The sequence below is a fragment of the Streptomyces sp. CGMCC 4.7035 genome (assembly GCF_031583065.1).
Lineage (GTDB): Bacteria > Actinomycetota > Actinomycetes > Streptomycetales > Streptomycetaceae > Streptomyces > Streptomyces yaanensis.
On record NZ_CP134053.1, the window covers coordinates 7432256 to 7449779 of the forward strand.

Annotated in this window: 18 protein-coding genes and 1 tRNA gene; 4 read left to right on the top strand and 15 right to left on the bottom strand. The window is 70.4% G+C overall.

Translation table 11 applies throughout. The features are described 5' to 3' along the window. Nucleotides 1–114: 114 nt before the first annotated feature. Nucleotides 115–1647 carry an MFS transporter gene (locus Q2K21_RS32635; RefSeq protein ID WP_310778669.1) on the bottom strand — a complete coding sequence of 511 codons (1533 nt, stop codon included), beginning with the start codon at nucleotides 1645–1647 and terminating at the stop codon, nucleotides 115–117. Between the two features lie 269 nt (nucleotides 1648–1916). Next, on the bottom strand, nucleotides 1917–2573 hold the full coding sequence (locus Q2K21_RS32640; protein ID WP_310778673.1) for a TetR/AcrR family transcriptional regulator: 657 nt from the start codon (nucleotides 2571–2573) through the stop codon (nucleotides 1917–1919). Nucleotides 2574–2870: 297 nt separating this feature from the next. On the opposite strand from Q2K21_RS32640, the gene Q2K21_RS32645 reads away from it, so the two are divergent. Then, nucleotides 2871–4151, top strand: a complete 1281-nt coding sequence (locus Q2K21_RS32645) for a M6 family metalloprotease domain-containing protein (RefSeq protein WP_310781357.1) — start codon at nucleotides 2871–2873, stop codon at nucleotides 4149–4151. Between the two features lie 473 nt (nucleotides 4152–4624). Then, nucleotides 4625–6289, top strand: a complete 1665-nt coding sequence (locus Q2K21_RS32650; RefSeq protein ID WP_310778676.1) for an IclR family transcriptional regulator domain-containing protein — start codon at nucleotides 4625–4627, stop codon at nucleotides 6287–6289. A gap of 128 nt (nucleotides 6290–6417) precedes the next feature. Here the strand turns inward: Q2K21_RS32650 and Q2K21_RS32655 are convergent, their stop codons facing one another. The 3 genes from Q2K21_RS32655 to Q2K21_RS32665 all read right to left on the bottom strand — a co-directional run bounded on the left by Q2K21_RS32655 (nucleotide 6418) and on the right by Q2K21_RS32665 (nucleotide 9508). Next, nucleotides 6418–7050 (bottom strand): ScbR family autoregulator-binding transcription factor, encoded by a 633-nt coding sequence (locus Q2K21_RS32655; RefSeq protein WP_310778678.1) that lies wholly within the window; start codon nucleotides 7048–7050, stop codon nucleotides 6418–6420. Between the two features lie 255 nt (nucleotides 7051–7305). Next, nucleotides 7306–8538, bottom strand: a complete 1233-nt coding sequence (locus Q2K21_RS32660; RefSeq protein WP_310778681.1) for a cytochrome P450 family protein — start codon at nucleotides 8536–8538, stop codon at nucleotides 7306–7308. Nucleotides 8539–8821: 283 nt separating this feature from the next. After that, nucleotides 8822–9508, bottom strand: coding sequence for a ScbR family autoregulator-binding transcription factor (locus Q2K21_RS32665; protein WP_310781358.1), 687 nt, complete (start codon nucleotides 9506–9508; stop codon nucleotides 8822–8824). A gap of 237 nt (nucleotides 9509–9745) precedes the next feature. Between Q2K21_RS32665 and Q2K21_RS32670 the strand changes: the two genes are divergently transcribed. Then, nucleotides 9746–11758 (top strand): acyl-CoA dehydrogenase family protein, encoded by a 2013-nt coding sequence (locus Q2K21_RS32670; RefSeq protein WP_310778684.1) that lies wholly within the window; start codon nucleotides 9746–9748, stop codon nucleotides 11756–11758. Nucleotides 11759–12037: 279 nt separating this feature from the next. Beyond that, a tRNA-Arg gene (locus tag Q2K21_RS32675) sits at nucleotides 12038–12113 on the top strand. Between the two features lie 208 nt (nucleotides 12114–12321). Here the strand turns inward: Q2K21_RS32675 and Q2K21_RS32680 are convergent. The 10 genes from Q2K21_RS32680 to Q2K21_RS32725 form a co-directional block, all read right to left on the bottom strand. Further along, nucleotides 12322–12633, bottom strand: a complete 312-nt coding sequence (locus tag Q2K21_RS32680) for a hypothetical protein (protein WP_310778687.1) — start codon at nucleotides 12631–12633, stop codon at nucleotides 12322–12324. 225 nt (nucleotides 12634–12858) lie between these two features. Beyond that, the gene (locus Q2K21_RS32685) at nucleotides 12859–14013 is read right to left on the bottom strand and encodes a tyrosine-type recombinase/integrase (protein WP_310778690.1); all 1155 of its coding nucleotides are present in this window, start codon (nucleotides 14011–14013) and stop codon (nucleotides 12859–12861) included. Beyond that, a complete protein-coding gene (locus tag Q2K21_RS32690) occupies nucleotides 14013–14207 on the bottom strand; it encodes a helix-turn-helix domain-containing protein (protein ID WP_310778693.1) in 195 nt (64 codons plus the stop codon). The genes Q2K21_RS32685 and Q2K21_RS32690 overlap by 1 nt, the downstream gene beginning before the upstream one ends. Continuing rightward, entirely contained in the window at nucleotides 14204–15628 is a 1425-nt protein-coding gene (repSA, locus tag Q2K21_RS32695) for a replication initiator protein RepSA (RefSeq protein WP_310778696.1), read from the bottom strand. Before repSA ends, Q2K21_RS32690 begins: the two co-directional genes overlap by 4 nt. Nucleotides 15629–15719: 91 nt before the next feature. Beyond that, the gene (locus tag Q2K21_RS32700) at nucleotides 15720–16049 is read right to left on the bottom strand and encodes a SpdD-like protein (RefSeq protein ID WP_310778699.1); all 330 of its coding nucleotides are present in this window, start codon (nucleotides 16047–16049) and stop codon (nucleotides 15720–15722) included. A 24-nt stretch (nucleotides 16050–16073) separates the two neighbouring features. Further along, a complete protein-coding gene (locus tag Q2K21_RS32705; protein ID WP_310778702.1) occupies nucleotides 16074–16229 on the bottom strand; it encodes a hypothetical protein in 156 nt (51 codons plus the stop codon). A 13-nt stretch (nucleotides 16230–16242) separates the two neighbouring features. After that, complete coding sequence (locus Q2K21_RS32710; RefSeq protein WP_310778705.1) at nucleotides 16243–16434, bottom strand: mobile element transfer protein; 192 nt, start codon at nucleotides 16432–16434, stop codon at nucleotides 16243–16245. A 1-nt stretch (nucleotide 16435) separates the two neighbouring features. Then, entirely contained in the window at nucleotides 16436–16630 is a 195-nt protein-coding gene (locus Q2K21_RS32715; protein WP_310778708.1) for a hypothetical protein, read from the bottom strand. A gap of 31 nt (nucleotides 16631–16661) precedes the next feature. Continuing rightward, nucleotides 16662–17315 (bottom strand): DUF2637 domain-containing protein, encoded by a 654-nt coding sequence (locus tag Q2K21_RS32720; protein WP_310778711.1) that lies wholly within the window; start codon nucleotides 17313–17315, stop codon nucleotides 16662–16664. After that, nucleotides 17315–17518 carry a hypothetical protein gene (locus Q2K21_RS32725; protein WP_310778715.1) on the bottom strand — a complete coding sequence of 68 codons (204 nt, stop codon included), beginning with the start codon at nucleotides 17516–17518 and terminating at the stop codon, nucleotides 17315–17317. Before Q2K21_RS32725 ends, Q2K21_RS32720 begins: the two co-directional genes overlap by 1 nt. Between the last annotated feature and the right edge of the window lie 6 nt (nucleotides 17519–17524).

Sequence of the window (17524 nt, forward strand, 5' to 3'; positions counted from 1 at the left end):
CGGAGCCGGGGCGGACCCCCGGAGACGTACGGACGAGGCGTCCCCCACCTCGTCCGTACGCGAAGTTCCGTGCACGAAAGTGCCGGCGTACAGGTACCCGCACAGGCCCGGTCGTCAGTGGGCGACCACCGGCACCATCACCTCGTCCTCGACACCCTCACCGGAGGCCGTCGCGGCGCCCGGGCGGCCGGCGTTGACGAGGGTCAGGGCGATCACCCCGGACACGACGAGGATGCCGACGGCGAACCAGATCGCGTTGGTGTAGCCGTTCACCAGGCCCTGCAGCTGGACCAGCTGCTGCTGCGGCTTGGAGGTGGCCGTGGCGATGTGGTCCTTGATGTACGAGGTCGTCGCGGAGGCGGCGATCGTGTTCAGCAGGGCCGTGCCGATCGCGCCGCCCACCTGCTGCGAGGTGTTGACCATCGCGGAGGCGACACCGGCGTCACGCGGCTGCACACCGTGCGTGGCCAGGGACATGGCGGGCATGAACGCCGTACCCATACCGAGACCGAGCAGGAGCTGGGCCGGCAGCAGCAGACCGGCGTACGACGAACCGACCTCCAGCTGGGTCAGCAGCAGCATGCCGACGGCGGCGACCAGGAAGCCGGGACCCATCAGCAGCCGCGCCGGGACACGGGTCATCAGGCGGGCACCGATCTGCGTGGAGCCCGTGATCATGCCCACGATCATCGGCAGGAAGGCGAAGCCGGTCTTGACCGGGTCGTAGCCCTTCACGATCTGCAGGTAGTAGGTCAGGAAGAGGAACAGGCCGAACATCCCGATGATCGCGAGACCGAGGGAGAGGTAGACACCGCCGCGGTTGCGGTCGGTGACTACGCGCAGCGGCAGCAGCGGGGCCTTGACCTTGGCCTCGGTGACCACGAAGGCCAGGATCAGGACCGCCGACGCGACGAACAGGCCGACCGTCAGGGAGTCGCCCCAGCCGTCGGACTCGGCGCGCGTGAAGCCATACACCAGCGAGACCAGACCCAGGGTGGACAGGATGACACCCGGGATGTCGAGCGGCGAGCGGTTGCGGCCGCCCTCGGGCTCACGGATGACGAAGTACGCGCCGGCCGCGGCCACGATCGCGAACGGGATGTTGACGAAGAACGTCCAGCGCCAGTCCAGGTACTTGGTCAGGAAGCCGCCGAGGATCAGGCCGACGGCGCCACCGCCACCGGCGATCGCACCGTAGATGCCGAACGCCTTGGCGCGCTCCTTGGCGTCCGTGAACATCACGGCGAGCAGGGAGAGCGCGGCCGGCGCGAGCATCGCACCGAACACGCCCTGCAGCGCACGGGCGCCGAACATCGTCGCGCCGCTCTGCGCCGCGCCACCGAGCGCGGAGGCCGCCGCGAAGCCGGCCAGACCGATGACGAAGGCGCGCTTGCGGCCCCACAGGTCGGCGATGCGTCCGCCGAAGAGCAGCAGACCACCGAAGGCAAGGGCGTAGGCCGTGACCACCCACTGGCGGTTGCCGTCCGAGATCCCCAGGTCCTGCTGGGCTGACGGGAGCGCGATGTTCACGATGGTGGCGTCGAGGACGACCATCAGCTGGGCGAGCGCGATGAAGACGAGCGCCCTCCACCGATTGGCGTCGGGAGCGGGAGCGTCGGGGACGACGCTTCGGGTTGTTTCAGACATGGGGGTACCCACTTCGGGACTTCGTGACGGAATTTCGGGACTAGGAAGCGAGGTGGTCAGGACTCGGGAACGAGGTGGTCAGGACACGGGAACGAGATGGTCAGGACACGGGAACGAGGTGGTCAGGGCTCGGAAGCGGAAAGGGACGTCGCAAGGACACGGCACGTCACGTCACGGCGCGTCGACGGTGACGGCTGCGGTGACGGCCAAAAGGTCTGTCGTCGGTGCGGACCCGCGGAGCCCGCGGAACTGGTCGCTCAGGACTGGACTCAGGACTGAACACAGGGCTGGCGGAGATCCTCCAGGGTCGTGGCCGTGCCGGGCAGTTCGGAGTGGGCCGGGGCCCGCAGACCGTCCAGGAACAGCTGCAGATGACGGTGGACGAAGCGGTCGAGGCTCAGGCAGCCGGTCCCGGCCGGCGGCCGGCTCAGCTGGGAGACGACGATCATCAGGTCCCCCACGCCGACGTCCGGGCGGAGCTGCCCGGCCACGCGAGCCCGCTCCATGAGCCGCTCGATCAGCTGCTCGATCCGTTCCCGCGCCGCTTCCAGGTCGGGGTGATGCTCGTCGAAGGTACTGGAGACCATCGGGCAGAGCGCACTGACCCGCTCGTCGGCGGAGGTGTGCACGAAGCGCGAAAGAGCCTCGAAGGCGTCCTCGGTCTCCGCAAGCGCCCGTTCGCCCACCTCGGACATGCGGTCCAGGATGGACAGGACGACCTCGCGCACGAGTGCTTCACGGTCCGGGAAGTTGCGGTACACCGTGGCGTTGCCGACGCCGGCCCGGCGGGCGATCTCGTCGAACGGCACATCGGGGCCGAACTCGACGAACATCTCCCGGGCGGCGGTGACGATCCGCTCCCGATTGCGCAGGGCGTCGGCACGCGGCCGGGACACTCGACGCTGCACGGGGGTCGCGGTCTGCACGGCGTGCTCCTCGGTCAGTGAAGTGCGATCCGGGGATTCGGTCCCCGTTTCGCTCGGACACAGGGCTAAACGGGGAATCACTCCCCGGTTATTTCCCGAGACGACAACGTTTCGAAGTGACCTGCGTCACACCGCGTTTGGGGCCATGCCTCTCCGTGTCCGCGTTCACCCCATCCGCGCCCGACAACCCCTCGTTCGGTCTGCTCCAGCGCGCGCCCCCCACACCCCTCGACACAGGGTGATCGCATGGGTGCAGCCGGAGACCGGCGGCTGCCATGGAGAGCGAAGGGCCACCGCATGCAGCCGTCCCGCCGCCGCCGGATATGTCCGCGCCGCGTCGCCGCGCTCGCCTCGGTCACCGCTCTGACGGTGGCGGTCCCCACCTCGGCCACCACCGCACATCTGACGGCGGGCTCCGCCACCGCCGGCCCGTTCCCGCTCACCCGCTCCTCAGCGGTGCGCTCCTGCCTGATCCACGGCCGTTCGGGTGTCCAGATGCCGGAGGGCGTTCCGACCTCGTCCGCCTACGCCCGCTCCACCGGCACCGTCCACGCCCTGAACCTGATGATCGACTTCTCCGACGCGCCCGGCCAGGGAAGCGCGCTCGACCGGCTCGCGGACTTCTTCCCGCAGACCGAGAAGTGGTTCGCCACCAGCTCCTACGGCCGCCTCGACTACCGCCCGGAGGCCCCGATCGGCCATTGGCTGCGGATGCCCAAGCCGTTCAAGCAGTACGGGGTGGATCGGGGCGCCCCTTTCGACCCCGGCTACCGCGACCTCGTCCAGGACATCGTGGCCGCGGCCGACCCCGAGGTGGACTTCGAGCGCTACGACATGCTGAACGTGCTCGTCACCCCGAACGCGGGTCCCTCCGCTCTGGACACCGTGCTGTCGGTGACGTTCGCCGGCAACCGTGACGCGCCGGTCGCCGACGGCCTGCCGATCGCAAACGCGTCCTTCATCTTCAGCCGCCAGGACGACGGCTCCGGCTCCTACGCCCAGACCGGCTACCGGGTTCTGCCGCACGAGAACGGCCATGTCTTCGGCCTGCCCGACCTGTACACCCAGGAGGGCGGGTCCGCGGTCGGGCACTGGGACATCATGAGCGAGGACTGGGGAGCCGACAACGACCTGCTCGGCTGGCACAAGTGGAAGCTCGGATGGCTCGACGACTCCCAGGTCGGCTGTGCGACCAAGCCCGGCGCGACCGAGTACGCGCTGACCACGCTGGGCCGTGCCGGAGGCCGCAAGCTGGTCTTCGTACCGATCAGCTCCAAGGCCGGGTACGCCCTCGAACTGCGCACCCGCGAGGGCAACGACTCGGCGGTGTGCCGCCCCGGGATCCTCATATACCGGGTCGACTCGGACGTCGACACCGGCAACGGGCCCATCACGGTCTACGACTCCCAGCGCAACAGCGGCGGCTGCACCCGCAGCCCGAACGTCCAGGCCGAACTGTCCGACGCTCCGTTCGCCCCCGGGGAGACCTTCAAGGACGCGAAGACGGGGATCGAGATCTCGGTGGTGGGCACGGATCCCTCCGGGGCCTACCGGGTGAGGGTGACGCGACGACCGTGACGCGCTGTCGGGGCGTACGGAGGAGCATCACGGGGCATTGCGGCATGCGGCATGCGGCATGCGGCATACGGCATACGGCATACGGGGGGCAGCCACCCAGGCCTCCACCGGCCGGGGTGGCGTACGGAGGGCAGCCGCCCAGGCGGCGTACGCGGCCAGGGCGGGGCGTTGTGACGTGGGCGGGGGCCTTGAAGTGGGCGGCGAGGTCTTGGTGTGGGCGCGGGCCTTGGTGTGGGCGCAGGCCTCGGCATGGGCGGCAGGGCCTTGGCGTGGCGCAGGCCTCGGCATGAGCGGCAGGGCCTCGGCGTGGGCGAGCAGCGCTCGGCATGGGCGGTAGAGCCTCGGCGTGGGCGAGCAATGCTCGGCATGGGCGGCGGGGCCTCGGCGTGGGCGAGCAACGCTCGGCTTGAGTGAACAGGGCTTGGCGCGCAGGTAGAACGGCGAATGCGGCGACCCGCGATTACCGTGACCCCATGCTTCCGAACGTCACCCCGGCGCCGGACACCGCCGTACCCGACGAAGCCGTCGCCCCCCTCATGCGCGGGCTCACCGTGCTGCGGCGCCTCACCGACGCCGGCGGCACGTGCAGCCTGAGCGCTCTGGAGCGGGCCAGCGGGCTCGCCCGGTCCACGGTCGACCGCATCACGGCGACGCTCGCGCGCATGGGGTACGTACGGCTCGACGGCCGGGACGCCATGCTCGCGCCACGGTCGATGGAGCTGGGCAACGCCTACCTCGCGGCGCTGCGGCTGCCGAAGCTGCTGGACCCGCACGCGGACGCGCTCGCCGACGAGCTGGACGAGTCGGTGTCGCTCGCGGTCGCCGACCGGACGGGCATCCGCTTCATCCACCAGGCGACCCGGCGCCGCGCGATGTCGCTGAGCTTCCGCATCGGCGATCTGCTGCCCGCCGAACGGACCGCTCCCGGCCCACTGTTCGCGACGGAGTGGGAGAAGGAGGACTGGGCGCGGTGGCACGAGCGGCGGGCCGCGGACCCCGAGGACCGCGGCTTCCCGGCGGTACCGGCCCGCAGCCGCCCGCTCGACGGCTCCGGTGGCACCGTGGGCGACGACTTCGAGGAGCGCACGGCACGGGCGCGGACGCAGGGATGGGCACTGGACGACCAGTTGATCGAGCCCGGCCTGGTGGCGCTCTCCATGCCCGTACGGGAGGACGGCGGCCGGATCGCCTGCGTGGTCAGCGTGGTGAGCCACACCAGCCGGCATTCGGCGGACGATCTGCGCGAGGCGCTGCTGCCACGGCTGCGCACGGCGGTGGCGGCGATGGAACGGGAACTGCGCGAGGCACCGCCCGCCGAGCCCACCGCGCCGTCCGGCCTCGCCTCCTGGACTGGGGCGTCCAAGCAGGAGCTGGGGCGGGAGTTCGTGGAGTCGCTGGCCCGCGGGCTGACGGTGATCACGTCGTTCGGGGAGGGGCGTTCCCAGCTGACGCTGTCCGAGGTGGCCGCGGCGACGGGGCTGGCGCGGGCGACGGCACGGCGGGCGCTGATCACGCTGGAGCACCTCGGGTACGTCACCGCGCACGACCGGGTCTTCCGCCTCACCCCGCGCGTCCTGGGCCTCGGCTTTCCGCCACTGTCCCGGGCTGCGCTGCCGGACATCGCGACCCCGCACCTGACCGCCCTCTCCCAACTCCTGCACGATTCGGCCTCGTTGGCGGTGCTCGCGGGCAACGAGATCCAGTACACCGCCCGGGTGGCCACGAGCCGCATCATGAGCGTCAACGTCACGGTCGGCACCCGCCTGCCGGCGTATGCGACGTCCATGGGCCGGGTGATGCTGGCGGACCTGCCCGAACCGCCGCCGCCGGAGCCGACCCCGCTGACGTCGCGGACGGTGACGGACCCGGGCGAGTTCCGGGCCGTGCTCGATCGCGTACGGCGCGAGGGATACGCCCTGGTCGACGAGGAGTTGGAGGAGGGGCTGCGGTCGATCGCGGTGCCGGTGCGGGAGCGCGGGGGCCGGGTGGTGGCGGCGGTGAACGTCGCCATGCACAGCAGCCGCCGTACGACCGAGGAGTGCGTGACCGAGGTACTGCCGGAACTGCACGCCGCGGCGACACGGATCGAGGCGGACCTGCATGTGGCGGGGCGGTTCCGGAAGGTACCGAGCGTCTGACGACGGCCCGGACCACTCCCCGGGCGGGCCGTACGCCGAAGCCTCGCGGGCGGGCCGTACGCCGAAAGCCTCGCGGGTGGGCCGTACGCCGAAAGCCTCGCGGGTGGGCCACTCGCCCGCGAACCGCGTCAGCTCGCCTCCGCCCGCCTCCCCCCGGCCACCAGTCCGCGCAGCGCGGGCGCCGAGGCGATACGCGGCAGGAGCAGCGACCAGAAGCGCGTGAGCGTGCTGCTGGACAGCCAGCGCACGTCGTGCCCGCCGAGCGCGGCGAAACCGACCGTCGCGCCGACCACCGTGGCCACCAGGTCCCGGGGCGCCACATCGGAGAGCAGCCCCTCCCGCGCCGACCGGGCGACGGCGACCTCCACCCAAGCGTGCCACCGCTGGTACAGGTCCTCGCCGCGGCCGGCGCCCCCCGCACCGTCGGCGAGGTCGAACCCGGCGCGCAGGATGACGTCGTGCCCGAGGCCCCGCAGGAGCGCATGGCTCGTGTCGACGAGCGCCTGCAGCGAACCGCCGAGCTGCGGCGGCGGCCGCTCCGCGGAGACGATCCGCCCGAAGCGCTGGGCCGCCGCGTCCCGTACCGCCGCGGCGAGGGCGGCCTTGCTGGGGAAGTGGAAGTGCAGCGCTCCGTTGCTGACCCCGGCTCTGGAGCTGATCGCCGACAGCGAGACCAGCTCGAAGCCGTCCCGGCTGAAGAGCTCGGCAGCGGACTCGATCAAGGCTTTGCGCGTTCGTACCGCACGTTCCTGCTTGGCCATCGGACGCTCCGTTGCTGCTGGGAGCAGGAGCATAACAAACCGCACGTGCGGTTTTCTAGTGCGAGTGCAACGACTCCCCCGACCGTGCGGACACCCCGATCCGTCCAACCCTGCGGACACCCCGATGCGTCCGACCGTGCGGACACCCCGATGCGTCCGGCCGTGCGGACACCCCGATCAGTTCGGCCGTGCGGACACCCCGATCAGTTCGGCCGTGCGGACACCCCGATCAGTTCGGCCGTGCGGACACCCCGATCAGTTCGGCCGGAGCACCACGGGGAGCTCCGCGTACCCGTGGACGATGAAGGACTGCACGGGCTCGACCTCCCCCATCGGACGTACGGCCTCCAGAGCCGGGAACCGCGCGAAGAGCGCCGCCAGCGCGGAGGTCGCCTCCAGTCGGGCCAACGGTGCCCCCAGGCAGCGGTGCACGCCGTACCCGAAGCCCAGATCGTCCCGTCGGCCCGGCCGCAGCACGTCGAAGACGCCGACGTCGTCCCCGTACGCCGCGGGGTCCGAGGCCGCACCGGCGAAGGAGACCAGGATCGGGTCGCCCTTCTCGATGTGTACGCCGTCCAGCTCGATGTCCTCGACGGCGAACCGCATCGGCGAGTACGCGGCGGGACTGTGCGTGCGCAACGTCTCGGCGACCACGTCGGACCAGTCGGCGCGTCCCTCGAACACGTGCGCGCGCTGCTCCGGGTGGGCGCACAGCGCGCCGACGGCGTTGGTGATGAGCGTGCAGGTGGTCTCCTGACCGGCGGCGATCATCAGATAGAGGGTGCCGAGGAGTTCCTGCTCGGTCAGCCGGCCGTCGTCACTGTCGCGGACCTCGATCAGCGCGGTCGTCAGATCGTCGCCCGGACGGGCCCGCTTCTCGGCGGCAAGCTCCGCCAGCATCCCGTAGACCCGCATCCGGGCCTCGGCCATCTCGTCGCCGGGAACCGCCGTGCCGAACACGACCTCCAGGCCCGCGCACAGCGGTTCGCGCGCCTCCTGGGCGACGCCGAACAACTCGCAGATCACCCGCATGGGCAACACCTTGGCGAACCGCTCCCGCAGATCGACGGGTTCGCCGTCCGGCAGCTCGGCCAGCTCGTCGAGCAGCGCCTCGGTGAGCTCCTCGACGCGGGGCCGCAGGGCCTCCGTACGCCGGGCGGTGAAGGCCGCGGCGACCAGCCGGCGCAGCCGCGCGTGGCTCTCCCCGTAGGCGAAGAGCATGTTCTCGTTCGCCACCCACGGGTACAGCGGCCACTCCTCGCCGATGCGACCCTCCATGAAGTCGGGCCAGTGCTGACGGGCATCCTTCGACACCCGGGAGTCCATGAGGAGTTGCTTGACGTACGTCTGCCGTACGACGGCCCAGGCGCGCACTCCGCCCGGCAGCTCCACCGCGACGGCCGGGCCCTGCGCCCGTAACTTCGCTGTCTCGCCCGCCAGGTCACGCCCGGTCACGTCGAGGACGTACGGGCATGCGTTCGTGTCCATCCGTGCACTCCGTTCGGTCGGTCGTTCCGTTCGGCATTCGGCGCGGTGCGCCCGGTGGCGCACCACGGTGGAACTCATGTGCAGGACGGAGGAAAGGCCGGGCCGTCCGGACCCCGCGCACCGGCGTACCGGGGTAGCGGGGTAGCGGGGCTGGTGCACCGGACGCGTCCCTACGCCGCAGGGGGCGCGTGGGCGCGTCCCTACACCGCAGAGGGCGCGTGGGCGCGTCCCTACGCCGCAAAGGGCGCGTGCGCCCGCGGCCCGTCGGCCGCCTCGGGACGCTTCATTCCGCCGCGTTCGCCGCTTCCAACTCGCGCTGCCTCATGGCGGCTTCGTACACCTTCGGCCCCCGCTCCGGAGAGAAGTCCAGGCGGACCAGGACCCCTGGAGCGGCGACGGACGGCATCAGATGCCGGTAGAGGTCGGTGACCCGCTCGGCCAGATCCGCCCGCTCGGTCATGATCCGCGAAAGTACCTGAACCCCGGTGAACGCGCCGACGAACAGCTTGGCGAGCGCGGGGACATCGGCATGCGGAAGGATCTCCCCCTTCAGCTTGGCCTCTTGGAAGACGGCCTCCGTGTGCTCGGTCCACGCCTGCATCGGCACCCGCCGGTTGAGGTGGTCCTTGGGCGACCCCTGGTCCACGGTCAGTCGCACGCTGCCCTGGACGATCGGGTCGCCGGTGTCCTTCCTGAGCAGATAGGCCAGCAGCAGCGCTTCGTCCAGCGACTCCTGCAGCTTCAGCTCCTGCTCCGGGACGCGCGGGAGCGAGGAGACCTGCTGGGCGAGGACCGCCTGGGCGAGCTCCTCCTTCGACGTGAAGTGGAAGTAGAGGGCGCCTTTGGTGACCCCCGACCTCTTCAGGACGTCGGAGATCGTCGCCGCCTCGTATCCGACCTCGTCGAACACCTCGGCCGCGGCGACCAGGATCGCCCGACGCGTCCGAATGGCCCGCTCCTGCCGTGCCACCAGCACCCTCCGTCATCCTTGATGGCAGGACGATAAAACCAGCTGAACGGTTTTTCAACCCTCAAGGCCCGTCCCGACAAAACGCAAACAAAGCCGCAAACAGGCCGCAAAATATCCCACTCAACGGCCTGGCCGCCCCATTCTGAAGCCAGGAAGGGGTTGAAAACAAAACCGGCTGGTTCGTATCTTCAGTCCCGTGCTTCACGCCTGCCCGAACCCACACCAGGGGGAAGCCCGATGACTGTCACTACGTCCGAGGCGTTAACGAAGGAAGCGGAAGACTGGCCGCCCCCGGCGGACCCAACGGCCCTACTATCCCCACTTGCCCCATCAATCCCGCCGATCGCGCCGATCGCGGAGATCCCAGCAATCCCAGCAATCCCGTCGGCCCCGTCGGCCCCGTCGGAAATATCGAAACCGTCCGACTGGTCCCCGCGGCCCAGGAACACGGGACGCCCGGTCGCCGACGAACTGGCGCGCCTCCTCTTCGAGGGCGCCGACCATGACCGTACGCATGGCATCTGGCGCAGGCTGATCTCCGGCCGCGCGTTCTCGTACCGGCCGGGCCTGTCCCCCACCGAGCGGGCCGCACTCTCCTACGACCGCCTGCGCCTCCTGAACAGTGCCCTCGACGATCCGGAGCGGTTCACGGCCGACCCGCACCGACTGGCCGCACTGCACGAGTGGATCGGGCCGGTGGACGGAGGGCTGACCACTCTCGCGAGCATCCACTACAACCTGTTCCTCGGCAGCCTCGTCGACCACGACAACGAGGGCCGCGACCTGTCGGCCTTCACGTCGCTCCACCGCACAGGAACGTTTCTGTGCACGGAGCTGGAGCACGGCAACGACGTGGCGGCGATGGAAACCGTAGCGGTCCTCGACCGTACGACCGGCGGCTTCCACCTGCACACGCCGACGCCCGGCGCACAGAAGTTCATGCCCAACACCACCCTGACCGGCGGCCCCAAGAGCGCGGTGGTGGCGGCCCGGCTCATCGTGGACGGCGAGGACCAGGGCGTCTTCCTCTTCCTCACCCCGCTCAGCGACCACACGGGGCACCTGCCGGGAGTGAAGGTCCGCGGGCTGCCCGACCGCACGGGCACCCCGGTCGACCACGCCCTCACCTCCTTCGACCACCTATGGCTGCCGCGCGAGGCGCTCCTTCAGGCCGACCACGGCCGCCTCGCCCACGACGGCACGCTGACGAGCACCCTGGGCAACAAGCGCAAGCGGCTCCTGCGCTCCATCAACCGCGTCACCATGGGCAAGCTCTGCATGAGCGCCGGCACCCTGGGCATGGCCCGCGCCGCGCTCGCCATCGCGGTCCGCTACGCCCACAGCCGCTTCATCGCCGGCCCCAGGGCGGGCGAGCGCATCCCCGTCGCCGCGCACCGCAGCCACCACAGCCGTTTGCTGGACGCACTGGCGACGGCGTACGCGATGACGTTCCTGCACCGCGCGGTCGTGGACCGGTTCGCCACGCACACCGAGGAGAACCGTGAGGAGGTCGAGCGACTCGCGGCGATCGCCAAGGGCTGGATCACCTGGCAGGCGCGGACGATCACCACCGAGTGCCGCGAACGCTGCGGGGCGCAGGGCCTGTTCCCCGCCAACGGCATCTCCGACCTGTCGGCGAACATCGAGGGCGGCATCACCGCCGAGGGCGACAACCTGGTGATCTGGGTGAAGGCCGCCTCGGAGATGGTCTTCGGCCACCGGTCGGCACAGCCGGACGCGCTACCGCCCGGAGACCTCACAAACCTCCCCTTCCTCCGCGGCCTGCTCGCCCAGGCGGAGGCGATCTGGCAGTCACGCGCCCGCACGGCCCTGCGCGAGGGCCCCTCCGGCGACCCGCTCGCCCGCTGGAACGCCACGTCGGAGGCCGCCCTGGAGATGGTCTCGGCCCACGCCCGCCTACAGGCCGCGGACGCGTTCGCCACGGCAGCCGAACAGGCGACGGACCCGGAAACCCGCCGCCTCCTCCACTCCCTGTGCCACCTGTTCCTGCTCCGCCAGATCCGCGAGCACACCGGGGACCTGCTCGCCGAGGGTCATCTGACACCGGACCAGATACGCGCGCTGCCGAAGACACTGGACACGGTCGTCGCCGACCTCGCGCCACACATGATGACGCTGGTGAACGGGTTCGACTTCCCGGCGGAGATGCTGTCCGCGATCCCGATCGCCGACGGAGGGTCGATCGTGCGGATGACGGCGGGGCAGAAGTTCGAGCCTCACCACCCCTGAGCCGACAAACACAGGCGCACACTGAGCGCCCGACCGGTGACACAAGGTGATCACAGAGGATTCCTGCCAGACGGTCCGACGGGGAGGACGCCGCAAATCCCCCCGCCCCCACCTTCCCCCATACCCACAACCGCTTCCCCACCCGAACACGCTCCCTCCGGTACCCGAACAGGGGCGACCACCACGAAGAGCATCCGCTAGGCTGTCAGCGGTTGGCTGCGACCGCGGCGCGCTCCTCACCGGGCCCGCACGGCCCGGCCGACCACTGGATCAAACCCCGCCTTCGTAGCTCAGGGGATAGAGCACCGCTCTCCTAAAGCGGGTGTCGCAGGTTCGAATCCTGCCGGGGGCACCAGGCAAAAGGCCCCGGACCGATCATGGTCCGGGGCCTTTGACATCTACTTTTGACATCAACGCGGGCGGTCACACACGACCGGGGCGCCTCTTCCGGAGAGCCGGTCCATGTGGCTCATGGCCTCGCGCTGTGTGGCCTGGACGACAAGGGTGTGCACCGTGATGCTCATCGAGGCGCCTCCGGAGTCAGGGTGCTCCTCCGAGTGCAGTTACCGCCGAGACTCCTCCTCGGACACTTCGTCATCCTCATCGCCTTCCTCCCGGAAGCGTCGCCAGGCTTCCCGGAGCTTCTGAAGCTCACCGAGGATCTTGATGGCTGCGTCGGTGAACACCATCACCACCAACACCAGAAGGCCGATGATCCCGATGATCGTCAGCATGAGTGTGTCGAGATCCACCGTGTTCGGATCCCCCTCCTCGTAGTGGGGCCGATCCGAACGGGGGTGCTCGGACCGGAACTTGGGAGGCTGATCCGAGTGCAGGAAAGCAGCCCAGAGCCAGCCATAGGTATGGCTGAACACCTTTCGCTTTCCATGGTTTGTCGCTGTCGCTCGACTTGAAGCCCTGTCCGTCCTGAAGGCCACGAGACGTAACGGACACAGATGAGGCACCACCATCAGATGGCTCGAACGGGTCCAGTATATCCAGACCTGAGGGGGTAGTTGGCACCCTCTGTTCAGCAAGGGCTACGGCACGTAACACAAGTGGTCACGTGCCGTAGTGCTCCAGGCAAAGCAGGGGAACAATCACCGGCTACCGGGGCGCCTCGTCCTGAGCAGCCGATCCATATGGCTCATGGCTTCGCGCTGCGTGTCTTGGACGACGTGTGTGTAGACATCCATGGTGATGCTGATCTGGCTGTGTCCGAGGATCTCCATCACGACGCGGGGCGCGACTCCGGCCGCCGTGAGGAGGGTGGCGGTGCCGTGGCGGGCGTCGTGCAACCGGATGACGCGGAGGCCGGCGGACTGGGCGACGCGGGTAAAGGAGCGGTAGAGGTTGCGCGGCTCGACGGGACGGCCGGTGCGGGTGGCGAAGACGTAGTCGGAGGCCTGCCACTTCTCCCCCGCCTTGGCACAGGTCTCCGCTTGCCGCATGCGGTGCCAGCGCAGGGGTGCGATGCAGAGGGCGGGGAGCGGAACGGCTCGACGACGGCGGCTCTTCGGATCGTCGTCGTAGAGGACGCCACGGCGACGCTGGACCTGGTGGCGGACGTAGAGGACGCGGTTGTCGAGATCGACGTCAGACCACCGGAGCCCGACGATCTCTCCTCGGCGAAGACCCATGGCGATGGCGAGGACGAAGGCCGCGTAGAGCGGGTCTTTGCGCGAGGCAGCGAGGAAGTCGAGCGTCTCGTCGAGGGTCCAGGGGTGCAGGTCAGGTGTGTCCGTGCGGGGCGGCTCGACGAGCTTGGCGACGTTGCGTGTGATGAGTTCCTCGCGGCAGGCCGAAGACAGCGCGGAACGCAGAACTCGGTGTGATTCCTTGGCGGTTGCCGCGGTCGTCTCCTTCTCCAGGCGGACGAGGAAGCGGCGCACGTCGGCGACGCCGAGGGATTCGAGGCGCTTGGCACCGAGGCGGGGCACCAGGTAGAGGCGGACGTGCGACTCGTACTTGTCGAAGGTGCTGAGCTTCCGCCGAGACTTGATGATGTTGTCCAGCCAGTACGGCAGCCACTCGGCAAGCTTGGCGGACTTGGTGGGCACGGGTACGCCCTGGTCCACCTTGTCCAGCAGCTCACGGCGCTTGGCGTCGCACTCGGCCCACGTCTTGCCGTAGGCGAACTTGCGGGCGCGGGTGCCGTCCGGCTGGAGGACATACACCGCGCACTGAAAACGGCCGTCCTTGCGCTTGGTGATGGTGCCAGCGCCGTTAGGGTTGCGCTTGCGCTGAGTGGCCATCAGGCAGCCTCCTCGATCTGGCCGAGGACGAAGTCCGTGACGGCGTGGGCGGGGATGCGGCGGGCGCCGTCGATCTTGATGGAGACGAGCCGGTGCGACCGGATCAGGTCGTAGACCTTGGAACGCCCGAGCTTGAGCCGAGCCATGACCTCCGGCACGGTCAGGAGTTCGGCGGTAGCGGTGGCGGTGGTCATGCTGCGGCTACCTCCTCGGTGAGCTTGTCGCGCAGGGCTTCGCGGGCGGTCTCGCGGTTGGTCTGGAGATCGCGGGCGATGGTGGCGGCAAGGGCGGCTTCGCCCGGGGTGTGACCGTGACCGGCGTATTGCCAGTCGGTCAGGACGAGGACGGTGTCCGGCTCGCGGTCGTCGAGGCCGAGGGCGGAGGCCTCTTGGGCGGCGCGGTAGTCCGCACGTTCCTGGCGGAGGGCGCCGAGGGTGGTGGAGTAGGTGCGCGACTTGGACGAGAAGTGGCCGCGGAAGCCGAGCATGTGCGCCCAGGCCCAGAGACGTCGGTCCGGGTAGAGGGCTTCCAGGTCGCGGCAGGCGGTGATGAGTCGTCGGGTGTGGTCGGGGACGTGGTGGCGGTCGAGTTCGGCGAGTTCGCCGATACGGCGGTCGAGGGTGCCGGTGTTCTCGGCGGCTTTGGTGGCGTACTTGGCCACGTAGGAGGCGACGGCCTGTTCGGTGATGTCGGAGCCGTCGCCGAAGGCCTTGACCGGACGGACGTCGAGTTGCCGACCCCATCGGAAGGTTCGGGCGGGTTGGTCGGCGGCGGCCGGGACGGAGACGGATGTGTACGAGTGCGCGGCGGCGGCGCGGGCCGCGTCGGTGAGGAGGCCGACCGTGGCCCAGACGGGCGGTGGTGTGCCAGGTCCGTCGGGGCCGTCGAGGCGGATGACGGCGTGGAAGTGGAGGGCGCCACGCTTCTGGAATTCGGCGACCTTGCCGTACGAGACGCGGAGGTGGTCGGCGAGTTCGCGGCGGGGCAGGCCGGCGCGGGCGGCGAGTTCGCGGCGTAGGCGGGTGGTGAAGCGCTGCCAGAGCTGACCGGCGTGGTTGTTGAAGAGGACGGCGCCCGCGTAGTCGTAGGTGTTCGGATCGAGAGCGGTACCCAACTCGGAGGCGTCGGGGGCGTGTGGCGTGCCGCAGCGGCAGGTGCCGCCGTGGTCGGGACGGTTGTGGACCGGGCCGAAGGATGGCGCGGTGAGGGTGGCGAAGACACGGGGGTGGTCGCGGACGGCGGCGGGGATGTCGCGGCGGTCGTCTCCGGCGAGGCCGGCGCGGATCAGGTGGTAGGTGTCACCCGCGTAGGTCCAGGCGCAGGAGGGGCAGCGGGAGGCGCGGCGGTTGCCGCAGGCGAGGCGGAGGCGTCCGCCCGGTTCGGTGGCGGTGGAGTAGTGGTGCAGGGTCTCGCCGGTGGTCTTGTCCTTGTGGAGGGTCCAGCCGGTGAGGTGGATCGGGTCGGAGCAGCCGCCGGTACGGCGGATCTGGTCTTCCCAGCGGGTGTAGTCGGAGGCCGAGGCGACCCGGAGGACATCCCGGAGGGTGGTCGGGTCGAGCGGCGGCGGGGTGGGCGTGCGCGTCTTCTGTGTCGCGGGTGAGGCCCGGTGGGCCATGCTGGGGGTTCCTTCCGGTTGCGAGATCGATCGGTGGGGACGGCTCCCGGGCGGCGGATGCTTGGCGGTATCGAGGCCACCCGGGGGCCGATCAGCGGCGCTTGGCGTCGGAGGCGAGCAGGGAGCGCAGGACGACCGCGCAGACGGCGACAGAAGCGCCAGTGATGGCGACCGCCAGGAGCAGCGAGACCAGGACGGCGCCGAGGACCAGGACGACGGCCGTGCCGCCGCCGACGAGGGCGAGGGCGGTGCCGGGGGTGAGCTGGACGACCGGGCGGGACGGCGGCGCGGGAACGGCGACGGGTGCCGACGGAACCGGAGCGGTCGGGGTTCCCGGGGTGATCGTGGTCGGGTGGATGACGGCGGGCGGGGTGGTCAGGCCGGTGGGCTGGGGCATGGTCGGGAGCTTGGGCCGGAGCATGGGTGGTTCTCCTTTCGCGGCTGGTTACTTGACGGCGGTGCTAATGAGCGGGGCAAAGACGCTGTCGGCGAGGAGGTATCCGCCGAGGAGGAGCACGCAGATCAGCCACCAGGGCGGGCGGATGAGCTTGACGCCGAGGTAGCCGACGGCCAACAGGGCGAACCACAGCGGAACTTGCATGGACGGTGGCCTCCTAGGCGACGCGGCAGCGATGCGTACGGGCGGCGAGCTGGGCGGCAGTCTGGCTGGAGTAGTCGGCAGACCAGCCGCAGCGGTCGGCGGTACAGACGGCCGCGTGCACGGTCCGGCCGTTGCGGTCGCGGTGGGTGCCGATCTGCACGGGGCCGATCCGCATCAGGGAGTGGAAGTTGTCGCGGGCGGGCATGTCAGTCGCTCTCCTCTCGGGTGGTCGTCGGGTCGGGAAAGGTGGCGCGGATACCGGCGACGGTGGCCGGTTCGGGGGTGCGCTTGGCGGCCTCCTCGGCGAGCAGGTAGGCGAGGTAGGGCCGATCGGCTGCGGCCATCTCGCGGGCGCCGTCGAGGTAGTCGGCAGCGGTCAGGTCAGCGGGGTCCCGGGTCATCTGTTGTCCTCCTTCCGGTGTCTCTCGCGGGTCAGGTGAGGTGGGCGGCGATGGCGTCGGCGAGGTGGGGCGGGACGCCGAGGCGGGAGCGGAGGGTGTCGGGGTCGATCGGGGATCCGGTGCGGGCGCGGTACTCGTCGGCGACCTTGCGGGCGTGGTCGACGAGGACGGCGGGGACCGGGGGCGCCGGTGTCGCGGCGGTCGTGACTTCCGGCACGGGGGCCGCGTCGGGCGCGGGCACGGCTTCCGGTGCGGACTGCTCAGCGTCCGGCGTGTCCGGGACAGGGGCCGACGGAATCGGCTCCGTCTCCGGCTCAGCAGGCGACGAGTGAGCGAGGAGCGTGCCGCCGAGGAAGGCGAGCGCGGGCCATCCTGCGATGCCGAGGCGGAGCAGGGCGGGCGGGTCGGTCAGGTCGAGGAATCCGGCGGTGGCGACGTTGGCGCCGAGCGAGGCGAACAGCGCGACGACGAACCAGCACCAGGCCAGCCGGGACGGCCCTTCGCTGCGCAGCCGCCGCCAGGCGGCGACCAGGAGCAGGTCGACGCTGACCGGATAGGCCCAGGCCTTCCAGCCGTTCTGCCCGGCAGCGGCGGCCAGGTCGTGCAGGTGAGCGAAGGACAGGGCACCGGCGATGACGGCCTGAATCAGGACCGCGTCGATCCGGAGACCGTGACGGGCACCCATCAGACATCGCCCGGGTAGGCAGGGCCGCCGTCGGGGTCGTAGTCCTCCGGGAACATGCCGGGCGGCGGCTCGGGCAGCGAGACGGCGAGGGACGGGCTGACGGCGTCCACGAAGTCGAGGTCGGCGCCGACCATGTCGGCGTAGAGGGCGAGTTGGTCGAGCAGGAGCACGGTCCGGGCGAAGTCCTCGCAGTCCGGGCACATGGCGGG

Bases quoted from the DNA above. Each gene is read 5' to 3' on its own strand.
- Q2K21_RS32725 (WP_310778715.1), bottom strand. From the start codon at position 17,518: ATGTGCCCGGACTGCGAGGACTTCGCCCGGACCGTGCTCCTGCTCGAC.
- Q2K21_RS32660 (WP_310778681.1), bottom strand. From the start codon at position 8,538: ATGGACACGAACGCATGCCCGTACGTCCTCGACGTGACCGGGCGTGAC.
- Q2K21_RS32635 (WP_310778669.1), bottom strand. From the start codon at position 1,647: ATGTCTGAAACAACCCGAAGCGTCGTCCCCGACGCTCCCGCTCCCGAC.
- Q2K21_RS32720 (WP_310778711.1), bottom strand. From the start codon at position 17,315: ATGGGTGCCCGTCACGGTCTCCGGATCGACGCGGTCCTGATTCAGGCC.
- Q2K21_RS32705 (WP_310778702.1), bottom strand. From the start codon at position 16,229: ATGCAAGTTCCGCTGTGGTTCGCCCTGTTGGCCGTCGGCTACCTCGGC.
- Q2K21_RS32690 (WP_310778693.1), bottom strand. From the start codon at position 14,207: ATGACCACCGCCACCGCTACCGCCGAACTCCTGACCGTGCCGGAGGTC.
- Q2K21_RS32715 (WP_310778708.1), bottom strand. From the start codon at position 16,630: ATGACCCGGGACCCCGCTGACCTGACCGCTGCCGACTACCTCGACGGC.
- Q2K21_RS32685 (WP_310778690.1), bottom strand. From the start codon at position 14,013: ATGGCCACTCAGCGCAAGCGCAACCCTAACGGCGCTGGCACCATCACC.
- Q2K21_RS32650 (WP_310778676.1), top strand. From the start codon at position 4,625: ATGCTTCCGAACGTCACCCCGGCGCCGGACACCGCCGTACCCGACGAA.
- Q2K21_RS32670 (WP_310778684.1), top strand. From the start codon at position 9,746: ATGACTGTCACTACGTCCGAGGCGTTAACGAAGGAAGCGGAAGACTGG.
- Q2K21_RS32700 (WP_310778699.1), bottom strand. From the start codon at position 16,049: ATGCTCCGGCCCAAGCTCCCGACCATGCCCCAGCCCACCGGCCTGACC.
- repSA (WP_310778696.1), bottom strand. From the start codon at position 15,628: ATGGCCCACCGGGCCTCACCCGCGACACAGAAGACGCGCACGCCCACC.
- Q2K21_RS32655 (WP_310778678.1), bottom strand. From the start codon at position 7,050: ATGGCCAAGCAGGAACGTGCGGTACGAACGCGCAAAGCCTTGATCGAG.
- Q2K21_RS32645 (WP_310781357.1), top strand. From the start codon at position 2,871: ATGCAGCCGTCCCGCCGCCGCCGGATATGTCCGCGCCGCGTCGCCGCG.
- Q2K21_RS32710 (WP_310778705.1), bottom strand. From the start codon at position 16,434: ATGCCCGCCCGCGACAACTTCCACTCCCTGATGCGGATCGGCCCCGTG.